18 protein-coding genes are annotated in these 17319 nt (G+C 61.3%); 13 read left to right on the top strand and 5 right to left on the bottom strand.

The window, feature by feature from the left end:
* The first annotated feature begins 192 nt into the window (after positions 1–192).
* From RWT78_RS02895 to RWT78_RS02935, 9 genes are all read left to right on the top strand, one after another.
* Positions 193–735 (top strand): GNAT family N-acetyltransferase, encoded by a 543-nt coding sequence (locus RWT78_RS02895; protein WP_003945747.1) that lies wholly within the window; start codon positions 193–195, stop codon positions 733–735.
* A gap of 54 nt (positions 736–789) precedes the next feature.
* Entirely contained in the window at positions 790–1791 is a 1002-nt protein-coding gene (locus tag RWT78_RS02900; protein ID WP_314673736.1) for a helix-turn-helix domain-containing protein, read from the top strand.
* A gap of 134 nt (positions 1792–1925) precedes the next feature.
* The gene (locus tag RWT78_RS02905) at positions 1926–2336 is read left to right on the top strand and encodes a VOC family protein (protein ID WP_047269632.1); all 411 of its coding nucleotides are present in this window, start codon (positions 1926–1928) and stop codon (positions 2334–2336) included.
* Between the two features lie 180 nt (positions 2337–2516).
* Complete coding sequence (locus tag RWT78_RS02910) at positions 2517–3656, top strand: serine hydrolase domain-containing protein (protein ID WP_399551190.1); 1140 nt, start codon at positions 2517–2519, stop codon at positions 3654–3656.
* Positions 3657–3759: 103 nt separating this feature from the next.
* The gene (locus tag RWT78_RS02915; RefSeq protein WP_314673751.1) at positions 3760–4608 is read left to right on the top strand and encodes a mycofactocin-coupled SDR family oxidoreductase; all 849 of its coding nucleotides are present in this window, start codon (positions 3760–3762) and stop codon (positions 4606–4608) included.
* Positions 4605–6065, top strand: coding sequence for an MFS transporter (locus tag RWT78_RS02920; RefSeq protein WP_142006468.1), 1461 nt, complete (start codon positions 4605–4607; stop codon positions 6063–6065). Before RWT78_RS02915 ends, RWT78_RS02920 begins: the two co-directional genes overlap by 4 nt.
* A gap of 239 nt (positions 6066–6304) precedes the next feature.
* The gene (locus tag RWT78_RS02925; protein ID WP_003945489.1) at positions 6305–7261 is read left to right on the top strand and encodes a daunorubicin resistance protein DrrA family ABC transporter ATP-binding protein; all 957 of its coding nucleotides are present in this window, start codon (positions 6305–6307) and stop codon (positions 7259–7261) included.
* Positions 7258–8058, top strand: coding sequence for an ABC transporter permease (locus RWT78_RS02930; RefSeq protein ID WP_003945537.1), 801 nt, complete (start codon positions 7258–7260; stop codon positions 8056–8058). Before RWT78_RS02925 ends, RWT78_RS02930 begins: the two co-directional genes overlap by 4 nt.
* A gap of 30 nt (positions 8059–8088) precedes the next feature.
* Positions 8089–8718 (top strand): TetR/AcrR family transcriptional regulator, encoded by a 630-nt coding sequence (locus tag RWT78_RS02935; protein WP_064688618.1) that lies wholly within the window; start codon positions 8089–8091, stop codon positions 8716–8718.
* On the opposite strand, the gene RWT78_RS02940 is transcribed toward RWT78_RS02935, so the two are convergent.
* On the bottom strand, positions 8709–9503 hold the full coding sequence (locus RWT78_RS02940; RefSeq protein WP_003945879.1) for a putative protein N(5)-glutamine methyltransferase: 795 nt from the start codon (positions 9501–9503) through the stop codon (positions 8709–8711). The two genes, RWT78_RS02935 and RWT78_RS02940, sit on opposite strands and share 10 nt — an antisense overlap.
* A gap of 207 nt (positions 9504–9710) precedes the next feature.
* On the opposite strand from RWT78_RS02940, the gene RWT78_RS02945 reads away from it, so the two are divergent.
* A complete protein-coding gene (locus RWT78_RS02945) occupies positions 9711–10871 on the top strand; it encodes a lipase family protein (protein ID WP_054831896.1) in 1161 nt (386 codons plus the stop codon).
* Between the two features lie 10 nt (positions 10872–10881).
* Here RWT78_RS02945 and RWT78_RS02950 read toward each other — a convergent pair whose 3' ends face one another.
* Positions 10882–11448: a TetR/AcrR family transcriptional regulator gene (locus RWT78_RS02950; protein WP_054831897.1), complete on the bottom strand. Its 567-nt coding sequence runs from the start codon at positions 11446–11448 to the stop codon at positions 10882–10884.
* A 127-nt stretch (positions 11449–11575) separates the two neighbouring features.
* On the opposite strand from RWT78_RS02950, the gene zapE reads away from it, so the two are divergent.
* Positions 11576–12523: a cell division protein ZapE gene (gene zapE / locus RWT78_RS02955; RefSeq protein ID WP_314673774.1), complete on the top strand. Its 948-nt coding sequence runs from the start codon at positions 11576–11578 to the stop codon at positions 12521–12523.
* A 9-nt stretch (positions 12524–12532) separates the two neighbouring features.
* On the opposite strand, the gene RWT78_RS02960 is transcribed toward zapE, so the two are convergent.
* On the bottom strand, positions 12533–13282 hold the full coding sequence (locus RWT78_RS02960) for an AraC family transcriptional regulator (protein WP_162113954.1): 750 nt from the start codon (positions 13280–13282) through the stop codon (positions 12533–12535).
* On the opposite strand from RWT78_RS02960, the gene RWT78_RS02965 reads away from it, so the two are divergent.
* Complete coding sequence (locus tag RWT78_RS02965) at positions 13257–14102, top strand: ABC transporter ATP-binding protein (protein WP_019746872.1); 846 nt, start codon at positions 13257–13259, stop codon at positions 14100–14102. The genes RWT78_RS02960 and RWT78_RS02965 overlap by 26 nt on opposite strands.
* The gene (locus RWT78_RS02970; protein ID WP_162113955.1) at positions 14099–15406 is read left to right on the top strand and encodes an FtsX-like permease family protein; all 1308 of its coding nucleotides are present in this window, start codon (positions 14099–14101) and stop codon (positions 15404–15406) included. Before RWT78_RS02965 ends, RWT78_RS02970 begins: the two co-directional genes overlap by 4 nt.
* Positions 15407–15424: 18 nt before the next feature.
* On the opposite strand, the gene RWT78_RS02975 is transcribed toward RWT78_RS02970, so the two are convergent.
* Together RWT78_RS02975 and RWT78_RS02980 are read right to left on the bottom strand one after the other, a co-directional pair.
* Positions 15425–16273, bottom strand: a complete 849-nt coding sequence (locus RWT78_RS02975; protein WP_020906136.1) for a sterol desaturase family protein — start codon at positions 16271–16273, stop codon at positions 15425–15427.
* 82 nt (positions 16274–16355) lie between these two features.
* Positions 16356–17165, bottom strand: a complete 810-nt coding sequence (locus RWT78_RS02980; protein ID WP_003945630.1) for a PE-PPE domain-containing protein — start codon at positions 17163–17165, stop codon at positions 16356–16358.
* Positions 17166–17319 lie beyond the last annotated feature (154 nt).

The raw sequence follows: 17319 nt of genomic DNA on the forward strand, positions 1-17319 counted from the left end.
CTCGCCGACACCGCAGCCGCACGTAACTCAGAAGCAGACAACTGCCACAGGCGTCCGCGCAACCCCACCGCAGAACCCGACACCACATCCGACAACAGAACACTCATTGAATCCCCCGATCCCCTCCCCAAATCATACTCGAACATGCGTTCGAGTCAAGAGGTGCTTTCGGGCTCGCTCTAGGATCGCTGGATGTTCACGTTGACTACGGAACGCCTTGTTCTTCGAGATTTCACTGCCGCGGATGAAGATGCCGTCCATCAGTACGCGTCCGACCCTGCCGTCTGTAGATATGTTGATTGGGGGCCGAACACCCCTGCGATGACCAGGGCATTCCTGGCTGACATGGCACTCGAAGCTGCGCTCGTCGAACGTCGCACGTTCACCCTGGCCATCACGTCGAAGGCTGATGGAACGGTCATCGGTTCGGTAGCTGTGTGGGAAGTGTCCGTCGCGCACCGGCGGGCGGAACTCGGTTTTGTCGTGAACCCGAAGTTCCAAGGACGAGGTTATGCATCCGAGGCAGGGAGCGCGGTCCTGGGACTCGCCTTCGCTCGCCTTGGAGCACAGCGCGTGCAGGCAACGTGTCGTCCGGAGAACTCGGCGTCGGCGTCGGTGCTCACCAAAATCGGAATGGTGGAGGAGGGGCGGATGAGGGCTCACATGGTGATCCGGGGGACCGCGGTGGATTCGCTGCTTTTTGCTGCAACACGACCTGCCGCCGTACAGCCATAGACCGCGTCGGCTCACTTTCGTGACCTTCCCGGGCCCTGGTGCGATACTCGAACCATGTTCGAGGATGCCTTGCTCATCGACGCGGCCGGCCGGCCCACTATGCAGCATCACCAGGCCTTTTCTCGGGACTGGGACCGCATCAAGGAGTGGTCCGACAACATCTACATGCCGTATACGGTCACGCCGATCGGAAGCCGGTTGAAGCCGGCTTCGGACATGTACTCCGCGGCAGTCGGCAAGATCGACGTCACCAGATTCTGTTACGGGATTCCGGTCTCCGTCGGTGAATGTTCGCCTGAGGCCGGAAACATTCTGGTTCTGACGACTATCAGAGGCAACGGTCGACATGCCCTCGGCGGAGGAGCTGCGGTGAATACTGCCGTGGGGGAGACCTTTGTCGCCGACTGTAGCCGGACCGACTACTTCGTCGAATTCGACGAAGATCATCTGCAGCTGAATCTCACTGTGCCGCATCAGCTTGTCGCCGATCACGCCATGCAATGGTTCGGGTCGGTTCCCGACGACCGTCTGTGGCGGCACAAGTGCACCATTGGCGGGCGGGGCTCGAGTTGGCTGGCATTGATGGACTACGTCGTTCGCGCAATTGCAGAGTCGCCTGAGGCGATGTCGAGCGAAAGGCTGGGTGCCAGGGTTCAAGAACTCATCGCGGCTCAGCTTCTCGACGAGTGGGCGACGCAGGCCGGGTTGCAACTCGGCGTCGACGTCGCCTCCGCCGAACCGGCCTACGTGCGATCGGCAGAGGAGTACATCGATACGTTTGCTCGCTCGGTGCCGACGGCGTCGGAGGTCGCGGCTGCGGTGGGTGTCAGTGTCCGGGCGCTCACTGCGGGATTTCGACGGTACCGAGACACCACGCCGGGGCAACGATTGCGCGCGCGTCGGCTGGAGGGGGTACGCAGCGAACTGTTGCGTTCCGATGGGAGAACCGTTTCGGAGATCGCAAACGCCTGGGGCTACGTCAATCTGGGCATGTTTGCAGCCGCCTACCGGAAACGGTTCGGAGAGTTGCCTTCCGAGACTCGGAACCCACTCTGAGGGCAGTTGTTTGAATGGTCATGACGATCGGTTTACGCACTCGATGAACTGCCGTGATCCGTTGTTTCGTGTCGGAGCGTTCTGCAAGGATTGAAATCGAACGTGACAGCAATACCACGAGCTAGGAGTACGTCATGGCAACTCGACTCAATCCGTACATCAGCTTCAACGGCAATGCCCGTGAGGCGTTGGAGTTCTACAAAGAAATCTTCGGTGGCACGCTGGCGCTGAGCACGTTCGGTGAGTTCGGCAATCCCGGTGAAGGCGGCGACAAGATCATGCACGGAATGCTCGAAACCGATCAGGGATACACCCTGATGGGTGCCGACACTCCGCCCGGCATGCCGTACAACCCCGGCGACAACATCACGGTCAGCCTCAGCGGCGACGACGGCGATGTGCTGCGCGGGTACTGGGAGCAGTTGTCGGGAACGGGAACGGTGAGCGTTCCACTCGAGAAGCAGATGTGGGGCGACGAATTCGGCGCCTGTACAGACAAATTCGGCATTTCCTGGCTGGTGAATATCGGAGCGCCCCAGAGCTGACTCCAAGCTCTGCCCGGTTCTGCCGAAACGAGACAGTTTTCCTGCCGTTTCGAGGCAGAACCGGGTATGTGATCGCCGTTACATTCTGTTCGACAAGACAAGTTGCAAGTCGGATGGAGAAATGCAGTGACGATCGAAGATATTGCGCGGAAGCCCCTTTCGAAGCAGCACCTCGACGAAGTGCTGGCGCGAGCAACTCAGGGGGCTGACCGAGTCCCGGGTGTCGTCGCGATGATCACGGATCGAGAAGGCAACATCTACGAGGGTGCAGCCGGTGAGCGGACTCTCGGTCACGGCGTTCCGATGACCCTCGATACAACCTTTGCGCTCTTCTCCACCACCAAGGCGATCACCGGTACCGCTGTCCTGCAATGTGTGGAGGAGGGATTGCTCGATCTCGATGCACCTGCAGCGACCTATGTTCCCGACATCGGTGAGCTGAAGGTCCTGGACGGTTTCGACGCCGGTGGAGACCCCGTTCTTCGGGAACCAAAGCGTGACATCACCACTCGCATGCTGCTCCTTCACACTGCAGGGTTCGGCTACGACTTCTTCAACGAGTCGTACAACCGGCTCTCACAGGAACATGGGCAGCCCAGCGTGATCACGTGTAGCAAAGCGGCGCTCACGACACCGCTGCTCTTCGACCCGGGTGAGAAGTGGGAGTACGGCACCAACATCGACTGGGCCGGACAGGTCGTCGAGTCGATTCGAGGTCAGCGACTCGGCGATGTCATGCGCGAGCGCATCTTCGAACCTCTCGAGATGACGGATACGGCATTCACGATGAGCCCGTCGATGAAGGATCGACTTGCACCGATCCATCAGCGCGAGAGCGACGGAAGCCTCACTCCGCTCATCGGATTCGAGCTTCCGGCCGAACCTGAGGTACACATGGGTGGTCACGGTTTGCACGGCACTGTCGGCGACTACATGAAGTTCATTCGTATGTGGCTGAACGACGGCGCGGGCACTTCGGGTCGCGTGTTGTCGCCGGAGACGGTAGCTGCAGCCGTACGGAACGGTCTCGAAGGCCAGCACGTGGGGTTGTTGCCCGGAGTTCTCCCGACACTGTCCAACGATGCGGAGTTCTTCCCCGGCGTCGCCAAGGGATGGGCGTACTCCTTCATGACGAATGAAGAGGTGGCCCCCACCGGTAGGCCGGCCGGATCGCTGGCTTGGGCGGGTCTGGCCAACCTCTATTACTGGATCGACCGGCAGACCGGCGTCGGTGGGTTCTGGGCAACGCAGATTCTGCCGTTCGCGGACGCTGGATCCATCAACGGATACCTGGAATTCGAGACCGCCGTTTACCCGTAACCGGCTGGATTCCCGCTGTCCGGGATCGACTGTTTCTTTCGGGCTGGTTCGGAGTACGCATGCAGTACAGCGCATGCTGGCATACGACGAACTAGGAGACGGCATGAACAGCCTCGAAGGCAGCTTCGAAGGAAAAGTTGCACTGATCACCGGCGCCGCACGCGGTCAGGGGCGCGCCCATGCTGTCGCATTCGCGGAGCGTGGCGCGGACATCGTGATCTGCGACCGGTGCGAGAACAGTGATGTCGTCGCCTACCCCCTCGCAACCGAGGAGGACCTGAAGGAAACTGTTCGGTTGGTGGAAGCCACCGGTCGTCGGTGCATTGCCGTCAAGGCGGATACGGCTGATCGCGAAGCAATGGACGCGCTCGTTTCCCGCGCTGAAGCCGAGTTCGGCCGTGTCGACATCGCCGTCGCGAATGCCGGTGTGTCCGTGCCCGCTCCGATCACGTCGATGACGTCGGCACAGTGGAACGAAGTCATCTCGTCGAACCTGACCGGTGTGTTCAACACCGTTGCGGCCGTGTCAGGTGGAATGGCGGAACGTGGTTACGGTCGCATCATCACGATTTCCTCGATGATGGGTCGATCCGGTGGCACCCAGATGGCGGCGTACGGCGCCTCCAAATGGGGCGTCATCGGTTTGACGAAGAGTGTGTCGCTCGAACTGGCCAACTCGGGTGTGACCGTGAATGCTATTGCGCCGGGGAATATCTCGACGCCGATGATTCACAACGACATGATGTACGCGATGATGCGGCCTGACCTCGAATCGCCGACGGCAGACGACGTCGAACCCGTGTACGCGACTCTGCATGCGCAGCCGGTCGGTTGGCTGGATCCCTTCGAGATCACGCGAGTAGTCCTGTTCCTCGCCGCCGACGCGAGTGCCCACATGAGTGGCATCGTGGTTCCTGTCGACGCCGGAGTAGCCGCTCGCTCGAACGCTTGACGGACAAGACTGTTCGCGCGAAAGCGCGGACCGGGTGGGTCGTCGGCGTCCTGAGTCTGAGCGGTGTGGTGGTCGCGCTGCAACAGACCTTGGTGGTGCCGGTCCTGCCTGCGTTCGCGACGGCATCGGGAGTATCGTCCTCCACCGCTTCCTGGCTGGTGACCTCGACGTTGCTGACCGGTGCCGTCGCGACCCCTCTCATCGGCAGACTCGCCGACATGTTCGGAAAGCGCGCGATGATGCTCGTCTGCCTTGCCGTGATGATCGTCGGCTGCATGGTTGCTGCGCTCAGCCAGAGTTTCTGGTTACTGATCCTCGGACGCTCGTTGCAGGGGTTCGCGACGGCACTTCTGCCCGTCGGAATCAGCATCATGCGCGATGTCCTTCCTCCGGAAAAGCTCAGTGGTGCAGTAGCTCTCATGAGTGCGACGTTGGGGATCGGCGGCATGTTCGGTATGCCGATGGCGGGGGTGATCTCGGCGCACTGGGGGCTACCCGCGCTTTTCTGGGTCACCGGTGGATTCGGGGTTGTACTGATAGTCGTCTTGCCTCTGGTGGTGCCGGAATCGGCTGTGAAGAGTCGCGGACGCTTCGACTTTCTGGGGGCCACGGTCCTCACACTCGCTATGACTGCACTGCTGCTGGCCGTTTCGAAAGGAACCGAATGGGGCTGGGCAAGCCCCGAGGTTCTGGTTCTGATCGCGTCCGGCGTGGTCTTGCTCTGTGGATGGATTCCGTGGGAACTGCACACGCCGGCACCGCTGGTCGATCTGCGGACTTCCCTTCGCGCTCCGATTCTGGTTTCGAACGTCTGCGCAGTATTACTCGGTTTTGCCATGTTCATCAGCGCCTTGGCGGCAACGCAGGAACTTCAGTTGCCCCTGGCGTCGGCGGACGGTCTCGGACTCTCAGCCGCCGAAGCCGGATTGGCGATGATGCCGGGCGGAGTTCTGATGATCGGATTGGCGCCGGTGTCGTCGAAGGTGACGAGGCGATGGGGAGCGAAGGCCACGTTGGCCTCAGGAGCGATCGTCATCGCAATCGGATACGTCTTGCGTGTGCTGTTGACGCCGACGCTGGTCAATATCGTGATCGGCGCTGCCGTGGTGTCCGCAGGTGTTGCATTTTCCCTGGCAGCCATGCCGACGCTGATCACCGAATCTGCACCGATCCATCAGACTGCCTCGGCCAACGGATTCAACAGCCTGCTCCGTTCGGTCGGTACCTCCACCGGAAGCGCCGTTGCGGCAGCGGTATTGGCCAGTTCAACGGTGGTGATCGGTGCGAGCGCTGTGCCGACCCTGCATTCGTTCGCGGTTTTGTACTGGATCGGAGCGGGCGTATCGGCACTGGCGGCCGCGGTGACGTTGGCAGTGAAGGTGGAGCGGACGGGGGCGGTATCGCTGCCCGAGCTACCAATTGCAGCCGAAACCGATGGCGCAACGAAGATCGGGTGAGTCGACGGACGCACCCGATCTTCGTCGTCACCGTTATCTTCGACTGGAATCAACCAGGTACCCGAGACCGGGAGATCCTAGGTGACCCTGGGAGGTGATGTTTCTGGCAATCCGGGGGGTGGTGGTCTGTTCTGTGGTGCAGCGTTTCGGACTGTTGCGTGAAAAATCCTGGAATGTGTCGGCCTCCTGGGTCACACTGGGGAACGGACTACCGACGGATTACCGATGCGGGAGGGCTCATGACCGAAGCGATTGTGGCCGAGGGGCTGGTCAAGAAGTACGGCGACGTCACGGCATTGGACGGCATCGACCTGGAAGTGCGCGAGGGTTCGGTGATGGCTCTGTTGGGCCCCAACGGCGCCGGAAAAACCACTGCGGTAAGGATATTCACGACGCTGCTCATTCCGGACGGTGGACGCGCCAAGGTTGCCGGGCTGGACGTGGTCGAGGATGCGCGGGCGTTGCGATCCAAGATCGGTGCTTCGGGTCAGTACGCCGCGGTCGACGAGTACCTGACGGGCTACGAGAATCTGGACATGGTCGGGCGGCTGTATCACCTCGGCGCCCGAAGCAGTAAGGCCCGAGCGCGTGAATTGCTCGAGCAGTTCGATCTCGTCGAGGCTGGAGATCGGCCGGTCAAGGGCTATTCCGGCGGAATGCGGCGACGTCTCGATCTCGCCGGCGCATTGGTTGCTCGGCCGCAGGTGTTGTTTCTCGACGAGCCGACCACCGGCCTCGATCCTCGGGCGCGACTCGGTCTCTGGGACGTCATCGAAGGGTTGGTGGCTCAGGGGACCACGCTGTTGCTCACGACGCAATACATGGAGGAAGCCGAGAGGTTGGCCGACCAGATCGCCGTCATCGACCGCGGCTCGGTCATCGCGCGCGGTACTGCAGATCAGTTGAAGGCGCGGGTCGGGGGTGAGCGCATTGAACTGAGTGTGCACGAGGTCGAGCATCTCGACATCGTCCGCGAGGAATTGCGCTCGCTTGCCGTGGGGGACATTCAGGTTCAAGAGAATGTCCGTCGCGTCACCGTTCCTGTCGACGACGGCACCGACGCGTTGGTCGCGGCGCTGAATCTTCTGTCGGCACGAGGCATCCGCGTATTCGACGTCGGCCTGCGCAGACCCACTCTCGACGATGTCTTCCTCACACTGACCGGGCACCAGGCTGAACTGGAGGATCAGAAATGACCGTGCAGATGGCGCTCGAAGACGGTTTGACCATCGCCAGGCGAAACTTGATCAAGATCAAGCGCGTTCCGGATCTGCTGGTGTTCACCACTTTGTCGCCGATCATGTTCGTGCTCTTGTTCGCGTATGTGTTCGGCAGTGCGATCTCCGTCCCGGGCACGTCGTATCGAGAATTCCTGATCGCCGGAATCTTCACGCAGACGGTCATATTCGGTGCTACCTGGACTGGTTTGGGGATGGTCGAAGACATTCAGAAAGGAATCATCGACAGATTTCGATCGCTGCCCATGGCTCCGTCTGCCGTGCTGACCGGCCGAACATCGAGTGACGTGTTGATCAACGTCATCAGTTTGGTGGTCATGTCGTTGACCGGTCTTCTGGTCGGGTGGCGGATTCACTCCAGTTTCCTCGAAGCGGTGGCGGGTTATGCGCTGCTTCTGTTCTTCGCGTACGCGTTGTCGTGGGTCATGGCTGTTGTCGGGCTTTGGATCCGGACACCGGAGGTATTCAACAACGCGAGCTTCATCGTCATCTTTCCGCTGTCGTTCATCGCGAACACTTTTGTCGAGACCACCAATCTTCCCGGCCCGCTCAAAGTGATCGCCGAATGGAATCCGGTGTCGGCGGTGACTCAGGCGGTGCGTGAATTGTTCGGCAATACCAATCCTGCGATGACGGTTCCGGATGCGTGGCCGCTGCAGAATCCGGTCATCGCGTCGTTGTTGTGGACTTTCGGTTTGCTGATCGTCTTCGTGCCGTTCGCTATTCGTCGGTATCAGAAGGCAGTCAGCCGCTGACCTGGTGATTCCGGCCGGTAGGGTGGATGTGTGCCGGAGCCCGAACGCATCGACAAACGCAGCCTGAGATACGCCGGGCGACGTGAGGAGTTGCTCGACGCGCTGACCCGCTACGTCATCGACAACGGTGTCGGGGAGTTGACGGTGAGGCAGCTTGCCAAGGCCGTGGGTGTGTCGCATGCGTCGTTGCTCAACCATTTCGAGAGCAAGGAGAATTTGCTCTCCGAGGTCATCGAGAACATGCGTGGTGAGTCCATTCCGATTGCGGTGCCGATGAAACCGGGGGTCGATCCGGCGACAGTGCTGACTGCGTGGTGGACCGAACGTACGACGCCGGAGGTCCTGCCGCGGTTCCGGGTGATGGTCGAGATCTACGCCCTCGCGCTCGGCGACCGCGACCGCTACGGACGGTTCCTGGACCGTTTTGTGGGCGATTGGATCGAGGCACTGGAAGCCGGTCTACGACAAGCGGGTTGCCCCGAGGACGATGTTGCCTCTGTCGCTACTCTGTTGCTCTCGCAAATGCGGGGTCTGTCGATGGATCTTCTGGCCACCGGGGACCGGGCCCGCGTCGATCGTGCGTTCGGGCTTTTTGTCGACGGCTTTGCCGCCCGCGCTCGGGAGTGGTCCACGCCAAGATCCGATCGCCTTCAACGCTGACCGATCACCACGGTCGACGCGGTCTCGCAGTAGGTTGCCACCCGAGTGAGAAACCCTCCCCGAGTGAATGTTTCAACAGTCATTTCGACCTGCTCCGTACTCGTCTCGACGAGAAGACAGCCACCCGGTCGTAGCCACGGCGCGGCGTCCGCGATGATGCGACGCTGCAGGTCCAGTCCGTCGGTACCGCCGTCCAACGAGACCAGCGGTTCGTGAAGACGGGCTTCGGGCGGCATCAGCCTGATCGATTCGGTGGGGACGTAAGGTGCATTGGCGACGACGACATCCACGCGACCGAGTAATTTCGTCGGCAGTGGTTCGAAGAGATCGCCTTCGAGTACACGCTCGGGCGGTGTGATGTTTCGGCGAGCGCACCGCACTGCGGCCGGTTCCACGTCTACCGCGTACAAATCGACGGCGTTGAGCGTCGACTGCAGGACAACACCGACAGCTCCTGAGCCGCAACACATGTCGACGACGACGCTTCCTGGGGTGACAAGTGAGCAGGCCTGCCGGGCGAGGAACTCGGTGCGCCGGCGTGGGACGAAGACTCCGGAGTCGATGTGAATGCGCAAGCCGCAGAACTCGGCCCATCCGAGGACGGGTTCGAGTGGTTCGCCGGCAACTCGTCGGTCGACCATCGCGTCGAGTTCATCGCGAGAGCGTGCGGTGTGAAGAAGTAGGCGAGCCTCGTCTTCGGCGAAGACGCAACCTGCTGCTCGGAGGATCGCGGCCACCGACTTCTGCTGCGAAGCAGGGAAGGTCGGGAGATCAGGTGCTGACATGAGAGAGCCTTTCGGCCTCCTGATCTCGCTGGGACCTGCACGTATCGAACACTGCCACCCTACCCGAGCAGGCGTGTCACGACGGTAGATGCGGAGCGGGAATCTAGGTTGACCAATTGGTAAGGCTGTTCTATGGTCTGAACTCGATCGGCTGATGTGGGACCGATCACCACAGATGCACCGTCACCGCAATCGTAGGAGAAGTACGTGAGTAAGCGACTGGGTAGGACGCTCGTCGGGCTGAGTGCGAGTGCATTGGTGGCGTTGACAGTTGCGGCGTCGGCCGGAGCGGAACCGAATGATGCTCCGGGTGCTGTCGTGAGTCGGGAGTTACTCGGTCCCGATCGGGTGATCCCGGGTGCCGTGAGCGCAACAAAGCTGACGTACTGGTCGACGGGCCCGAAGGACGCGCCGATGACGAGTACCGGTGTGGTGTATCGCCCAGAGGGATCTCCGCCCGAGGGTGGTTGGCCGGTCATCTCCTACGCGCACGGGACGGTGGGTGTCGCGGATCAGTGTGCGCCGAGCAGCAGTGTTCCACTCGAACGGACTGCGACGCATCTGGGTCACTGGCTGGAGCAGGGATACGCGGTCGTGACCACCGACTACGTGGGGCTCGGAACACCCGGTGTTCACCCGTATCTCGACGGTCGTTCCGCTGCACACAGCGTTGTGGACATGGTGCGTGCCGCTCGTGCGGTCGACGACGACCTGTCGAGCGCATGGGTTGCGATGGGGCAGTCGCAGGGCGGGCAGGCGACTATGTTCACCGCTTCGCTTGCCACTGATTACGCGCCGGAGTTGGACTACCGCGGCGCTGTCGCCACTGGTGTCCCCTCGAACATCGAGAATCTTCTACCGCTCGGTGGTCCGGCTTTCCCGGCGCTTCCGCTCAAGGGTACGACGGTCTACATCGCGAACGTTCTTGACGGACTGCGTGCTTCGCGGCCGGATATCGACATCGACTCGTATCTGACCCCGCTCGGCAAGACCATCCTCGACGACGTCGAGAACAACATGTGCTACACCGAGGCGCGCACGAAGTACGGAACCGTCACACTCGGGCAGGTGCTGACGAAGTCGCTGGACAATCCAGTATTCATGGAGGCTGCGCGTGACCTGCTCACTGTGCCGACCGCAGGATACGACCGCCCGTTCTTCATCGGTCAGGGGTTGTCGGACATCGATGTTCCGGCACCGCTGACACTGAAGTTCGCGGCCGACCTTACTGCCAACGGTGTCGACTTTGCATTCCATACCTATCCCACTGATCATCTGGGAACCGTTCCGGCTTCGGTTCCAGACAGTACCCCGTTTGTCGCGGCACTGTTCTCTGGTCAACGACCCTGCACCGGAAGCCTCTGCTGACCAACATCTTTCAGGTGGCACCAACTCCGCGCAGATAGATGTCGATCGGGATCCGAAGTTGCCGAACGGTTTCGGAGGAGCGGGGATCTCGGCTACGCGCTCCGAGGCAGTAGTCGAAGATCAAGCCCTCCAGAAGGCTCAGAAAATTTGCGGCGGCGACGTCAGGATCGTCAACGCCAACGATGTCGAAGACAGGCCTTGCCTTCTCCCGTGAAAACAGGCTGTCTTCGAGGAGTTGGTGCAATGCCGAATCTCGGGGAGTTTCCAAGAGCAGTGCATATCTCGCGATCAATTCGTGTCTGCGGTGCGAAAGAAGATCATCGAGATACTCGGCCGTCAGGGCAGCAGGATCGCTGGGCCTCTCGCGGAGTTCGTCGAATATCGAACGTGACCGGTGCACGATGTGCAATGCGGTTGCTTCGAGTAGTGCCTCGCGAGTGCGGAAATAGTACGACGTCGAACCGGCAGGAAGTTCCAGGGACTGATCAACCGCCCGATGGGTGAGTGCACGCGGGCCCTGCTCGGCGATGATCGTGACGGCGGATGCCGCGATGAGGGCTCTGCGATCGGGCTTCATGTCGTTCCTTGCTGTCGATGTTGCATGCTGCCGGAGCTGCATGCTGCAGATGGTGCGTCGTGAGGGTCACATTGACTCGATTTGCCTTCGATCACTAGCCTCGACTCTACAGACGTAGAGGAGTCTTATGCTACTGGACAAAGAGCAGTTGGCGGCACGCGAAGCCCTCGACGCACTGCAGGCCCGGATCTCGGGCGGTGAGGTCGGGGGTGGGATCTATCTCTGGGGTAGCGTCGGCCGCGGGAAGACGATGCTCATGGACGAGTTCTACGACAGGCTCCCGGTCAGCAAGCGGCGCATTCACTTTCATCGGTTCTTTGCAGATCTGCACTCTCGGGCGCATGAACTCGGCTCGATGGGCGTGGCACTGGATCACGTCGTCGATGGAATCCGTGTGCTCTGTTTCGACGAGTTCCACCTCGACGACGTCGCCGACGCCATGTTCATGGCAAGGGTTCTCGACACAATCGTCGCGAAAGGCGTGACTGTTGTCGTCACGTCCAATGTCCCGCCGACCGATCTTCTTCCGAATCCGCTTTTTCACGAGCAGTTCGTTCCGTCGATCGAGTTGATCGAGCGGACTCTCGAGGTGATCGAGTTAGGTGGCTCCGTCGACTATCGGACGGCGGGACAGCCAGGTGCCGGGGACTACCGTTTTGCGACAGGGGAATTCCTCGTCAGCTCGGGAATCGCGTGGCCTTCGGGCGAAAGTGTCGAATTGACGATAGGCACACGCACATTGGAGTGCTCGGCGATTCGAGACGGTGTCGTCTGGTTCGACTTCGAGGTGCTGTGCGCTGGTTCGACCTCGGCTGCCGACTATCTCGAGCTCGCCTCCCGCTTCGACGACTGGGTCATCTTCGGAGTACCGGTGCTCGCCGAAGCTTCGGAATTTGCCCTTCGCCGTTTCGGAAATGTCGTCGATGTTCTCTATGACGTCGATGCGCGGCTGACGATCTACGCCGACGCTTACGTCGAAGAAGTAGCAGGCAGCCTTCGGGACGTGCCCGGGTTGGCGCGCCTCTACAGTCGTCTGTCGCTACTGGCGAGGACGGCGATGGACAGCGTCAGTTGAGGAGCAGCGTCAATTCCAGGTGAGATCGCCGGTCGCGGCGCTGGGCGTGAGTCCGAACATGCTGTGGCAGATCCGGTTGAGATGGGCGCTGTCGGTGAAGCCGGCCTCGTGGGCACTGGTTGTCAGGCTTGCGCCACTGCTCATCACTTCCATGGCACGTCGTAACCGTAACCAGCGGATGTAGGTCGAAAAACTCATCTGCAGTTGATCGTTGAAGATTCTTCCCAGCCGTCCGGGCGAGATGGAGACCAGCGCGGCGGTGTCCGTCACCGTTATCGGCCCCGAAAGTCGCTCGGGCAGTATCGTCAGAGCATGCTCGAGTGCAGGGTGAAGAGCGCGTACGCTCGACGGCTGCTTGCTTTCGGACAGTGAATCGATCAGCCTCGCTGCGTATTCCAGATCCGAATCAGCGCCACGGTCCGTCATCGCTACTGCGGTCCGCCCACGGTCCGACCAGTCGGCCACACCACCGTGCTCGGATACAGGCGGCCTGATGCGCCGGCCCATTCCCGTGGTGGAGTCCACGTAAATCGCTCGTCCCCGTGCGCCCTCGGAGGCGGACAACGCGTGGACCGCCCCGGACGGAATGACCACGGACCGCACGACTTCACTGTGGCCGTCCCAGTCCGTGACAGTGACGTCCCCGTCGTCGACGATCATGATCTGAACAGCGGCGTGCGAATGCATGTGCGCGGATCCCACAGCGCCGGTGAACATGAGAATTCCGGGCTGCATGTGGACGGCGCCGGACCAGGTCATGTCGGAAATCATAGTGACGACCCTGACAGAGCTCGGGGTCCGGTCATCCTCCGGTAGGACCGAGCTCAGTCCGAAGATCGTGCGCTGGGCCGATGTGTTCGCGAAGGGTTCACGAGAAGGTGGAATCATGAACAACGCACAAGCACCCGCAGTCCTGTCGGTCCACGCGCTGGGCAAGTCGTACGGCGACGTTCCAGTGCTCCGAGGTGTATCGCTGGAAGTGCGCGCCGGTACTGCTACGGCCATCATGGGTCCTTCAGGGTCGGGCAAGTCGACTCTGCTGCATTGCATGTCAGGAATCGTCAAGCCCGACTCGGGAGCAATCCTGCTGAGCGGCAGGCATATCGAGAACCTCGGTGAGAACGACCGCAGCCGCCTCCGACGCGAGTCGTACGGATTCGTTTTTCAATCGGGCCAACTGTTACCGGAGCTTCCGGCGATCGAGAACGTCGCTTTGCCCTTGGTGCTCAACGGGTTGTCCATCGCCGAAGCCAAGCGGACGGCGCACGGCTTCTTCGCGCCATTGGGACTGGACGGTCTGCAGGACCGTCGCCCGGGTCAGATGTCGGGTGGTCAGTCGCAACGTGTGGCGATTGCGCGAGCGTTGGTGACCAAACCCGCCGTTCTCTTCGCGGACGAGCCGACCGGTGCCCTCGACGCGCAGACGAGTTGGGAAGTGATGAGGGTGTTGCGTGATTCGGCTCAACAGATCGGTTCTGCGTTGGTCGTCGTCACCCACGATGCCGAAGTCGCCCGGTGGTGTGATCGCACGATGATGATGCAGGCCGGTTCGCTCGTCGGGACACAGGTGGCGGCATGAAGGCCACAGCGCGCGTTGCATTGATGACGGTGCGAGGTGAAGGCCGAAAGGCCTTGAGTACCTTCGCGCTCCCAGTGTCCGCATTTGCCGCCTCGACGACGTTGTTGCTGACGGTGCTCGGCGGCTACGGTGCATTTGCGGGCAGATCGAGCGAACCCGAAGCCGAGGCGTACCTAGCGCTCGCAGGGGTTGCTTCGGTGTTGATGATCGTTCCAGCCGTCACTCTCGGTCTGGCGGCGGCCCGCTTGGGCGCGCGCCGTCGCGACGAACGACTTGCCTCGCTGCGACTCATCGGATCCACCCCTCGCCAGATCGTTGCGCTGTGCGCTGCGGAATCGGGTATCCAGGGCTTGGCCGGTGCGTTGATCGGTGTGGTGGGATACCTCCTCGCGTTGCCGCTCGTAGCTCTCTTGAGATTTCAAGGTCGGACATTCGAGTGGAGTGAGCTTTGGGTAGGCGCACTTCCGCTGGTGGGCATCGTATTCGGAATGACCATCCTGGCTGCTTTGACGTCGATGCTCGGGATGCGCCAGGTGTTCGTGAGCCCGTTGGGCGTCACGGCGGGCAATCCCAGCGCCGCACCGAAGATGATCTTCGCTGTGGCTGGGGTGGGGGTTCTTGTGGGATGGAGTGCATTCGGGGGCTCCGCGGCAAGCATCGCGGCAATCCTGGTGGGCCTTGGTGTCTGCTTCGCCGTTGTTGCGTTGGTCGGTCCGTTCGTCATTTCGCTGCTTGGACGGATCATGCTCAAATGCGCCAAAGACGGTGCTTCGCTGATTGCGGCGCGTCGGGTCTTGGACAATCCGAAGGCTGTGTGGCGCACGGTCAGCGGTGTGACGATGGCCAGCTTTGTTGCCGCAGGCACGTCTCTCCTCGCCGCGATAGGCAACGGGGAGGGACAGGATTTGCAGCCTGGGCAGGAGTTCCTGTTCGCGGACATGAGAACCGGGGTGTTGTTCACTCTCGGAGCAACATTCACGTTGGCGGCCATCTCGTCTGCGCTCACCCAGGTATCCGGGATCCTCGACAACCGTGAGCTGTATCGGAGTCTGACTTTGGCCGGCACACCTGTCGAGGTGATGGACAGCGCCCGCATGAGGCACGTTCGCACTCCCGTGGTGGTGATGGCACTGGCCGGTGCCGGCGCTGCACTGCTGTTCCTCTTCCCACTGGCAGGGGCAGCCGTATTGACCACTCCGATGGCGCTGGTTCAGTTGGGCGTCACCCTGGCGGTGGGGATCGCGTTGGTGTTGGCCAGTGCGTTTGCAGCCAAGCCCGTCATGCGACGGGTACTCGCGGGCTGAATCTCCGCCCCTCGTCCGTCAGTTCTGTCTCCGGAACGGTTCGGCCAACTGGCCGAGGTAGTCGTCCGGGTAGTCGGGCTTGGCCGCCATTCCGAGATCGTCACTGCTGAATCGCTTTTCCGGATCGAAAGAATAAGTGCGGAACAGGTGATCCCAGATCAGAGTGAACAAACCGAAATTGACGTCACCGATTCCCGCCCACTTGAGGTGATGGAATCGGTGGCCGGCGTTGAGGGCGAGTATCGGGCGCAGGGGGCCGATGCGGTAGTCGGCATTCGAATGCTGAAGCAGGAGTTGGACAGCGACACAAACCGCGAGCGCCGAGGCAACTGGAACGGGCATCCCGAGGAGGATCAGTGGCAGGACGCCACCGGCGGTTTCGAAAGTCTGATGCACGGGGTGCTTCATCAGTCCGTTCATACCGTAGAACCGTTCGAGGCTGTGATGAACCGCGTGGAAACGCCACAACCATCCAACCTTGTGGCTGATCAAATGCACCACGGTGATGCCGAAATCGGCAACCAACACTGCGAAGACGACCTGAAGGACAAACGGAAGACCGCTCGGCCACAGCCCGTCGAACGGAATCACCGCGGCCATCAACGGGATTACCGCGACGCTGACCAAGATGAGGGATTCGTTGACAAACGCATGGACAGCGTCGCGAAACCTGTCCGGTCCCGGGGCATTCCACGAAGATTCGTAGGGAAGCGCCCGTTCGGCCGCGAAAGAGCAGGCCACTGCGAAGAGAATCAATGCCACCAGTGACCATTTCGGCGCGCCGGATGCCGCGAGCGCGATTGCGGCTCCGTTGATTCCCAAGAGCATGAACGGGACGTACCCGTATCTGACGATGAAGGTGAGCATGTGATCGATGGTGCTTGATAGCGGTTGCTCTCGACTTGTACGAATCGGTCGACTTTCAGTCAGCCGAACAAGCGGTGTCGCGTTACTTCGTCAGCACGGTGGCGAGTGCAGCGCTCAGATACGGAGTGATGTTCTCGACGACCCGTGTCACGATCGCAGTGGCGACGTCAGCCGGTTGCAGTGGCACCGACGGTGTCTGCGGCAGCGCCGGGGGAGCAGGCGGAGCGGGCTCGGACATCATCGGCGTGTAGGTGTTGTGCTTCGTGAAGTAGCCGAAGACCGAATCCACGAACACCTCGGGCGCATCACGCGGCTTGGGCATGTTGCAGATGCCGTCACCCTCGATGCAGACTTCCTGTACTGCGATGTCTCCGAATCCGCCGCGTGCTCCGGACATCGTCGCTCCCGGAACGACATTGGGCACTACGGTTTCGATGCCCCCGGCCGAGTTGCGAGGGTCGGCGTAGAGGACGCCTTCGACTTGCGACTGCGGAATGGATCCGTCGCGTGCGATGTCACCGAGCACGTCGCCGGCAATACGCGCTCCCTGTGAGTATCCGGTGACGACGATCTCGCTGCCCGGGCACTGAGCGTGGAAAGCGTTGACTTCAGTGCGAAGCGTCTGGGCGCCGGCGGCAACGCTCTGGTCGTACGTCTGTTCGCCGAGCGGCCAGAAGCTGGCGGGGTAGGTCACCGGCTTGGAGGCGTAACCCTGGGCCACGTAGCGGTCGGTGACGGGTTGCGTCGTTTGTCCCGTCGGATCCCACGTTCCGCCGACCGCGAATACCGCACCGGCCGGGCACGACCCACCGTCATTCGGGTCCGCTCCGGCAGGTACCGACATCACAAGAGTCACCCCCGCTGTGACCGCAACCGTGCATGCCACTGACATCGCGTATTTCCTCATCGGGCCTGTCCCCATCTATCTACGTTCTCGTTCACTGGCGAGACAACCCGCGGTCCGACGCGTTTCGTTCGGTACTGAAGAGAATGGTGATGGGGCGATAAGTCCTGGAGGTAATCCGTGCGTAAACAGGAAGTTGCCG

The sequence above is a fragment of the uncultured Rhodococcus sp. genome, assembly GCF_963525155.1.
Taxonomy (GTDB): domain Bacteria; phylum Actinomycetota; class Actinomycetes; order Mycobacteriales; family Mycobacteriaceae; genus Rhodococcus_F; species Rhodococcus_F qingshengii.

Bases quoted from the DNA above. Each gene is read 5' to 3' on its own strand.
- RWT78_RS02980 (WP_003945630.1), bottom strand. From the start codon at position 17,165: ATGTCAGTGGCATGCACGGTTGCGGTCACAGCGGGGGTGACTCTTGTG.
- RWT78_RS02895 (WP_003945747.1), top strand. From the start codon at position 193: ATGTTCACGTTGACTACGGAACGCCTTGTTCTTCGAGATTTCACTGCC.
- zapE (WP_314673774.1), top strand. From the start codon at position 11,576: ATGCTACTGGACAAAGAGCAGTTGGCGGCACGCGAAGCCCTCGACGCA.
- RWT78_RS02970 (WP_162113955.1), top strand. From the start codon at position 14,099: ATGAAGGCCACAGCGCGCGTTGCATTGATGACGGTGCGAGGTGAAGGC.
- RWT78_RS02940 (WP_003945879.1), bottom strand. From the start codon at position 9,503: ATGTCAGCACCTGATCTCCCGACCTTCCCTGCTTCGCAGCAGAAGTCG.
- RWT78_RS02900 (WP_314673736.1), top strand. From the start codon at position 790: ATGTTCGAGGATGCCTTGCTCATCGACGCGGCCGGCCGGCCCACTATG.
- RWT78_RS02930 (WP_003945537.1), top strand. From the start codon at position 7,258: ATGACCGTGCAGATGGCGCTCGAAGACGGTTTGACCATCGCCAGGCGA.
- RWT78_RS02960 (WP_162113954.1), bottom strand. From the start codon at position 13,282: ATGACCTGGTCCGGCGCCGTCCACATGCAGCCCGGAATTCTCATGTTC.
- RWT78_RS02965 (WP_019746872.1), top strand. From the start codon at position 13,257: ATGTGGACGGCGCCGGACCAGGTCATGTCGGAAATCATAGTGACGACC.
- RWT78_RS02915 (WP_314673751.1), top strand. From the start codon at position 3,760: ATGAACAGCCTCGAAGGCAGCTTCGAAGGAAAAGTTGCACTGATCACC.
- RWT78_RS02925 (WP_003945489.1), top strand. From the start codon at position 6,305: ATGACCGAAGCGATTGTGGCCGAGGGGCTGGTCAAGAAGTACGGCGAC.
- RWT78_RS02975 (WP_020906136.1), bottom strand. From the start codon at position 16,273: ATGCTCACCTTCATCGTCAGATACGGGTACGTCCCGTTCATGCTCTTG.
- RWT78_RS02905 (WP_047269632.1), top strand. From the start codon at position 1,926: ATGGCAACTCGACTCAATCCGTACATCAGCTTCAACGGCAATGCCCGT.
- RWT78_RS02950 (WP_054831897.1), bottom strand. From the start codon at position 11,448: ATGAAGCCCGATCGCAGAGCCCTCATCGCGGCATCCGCCGTCACGATC.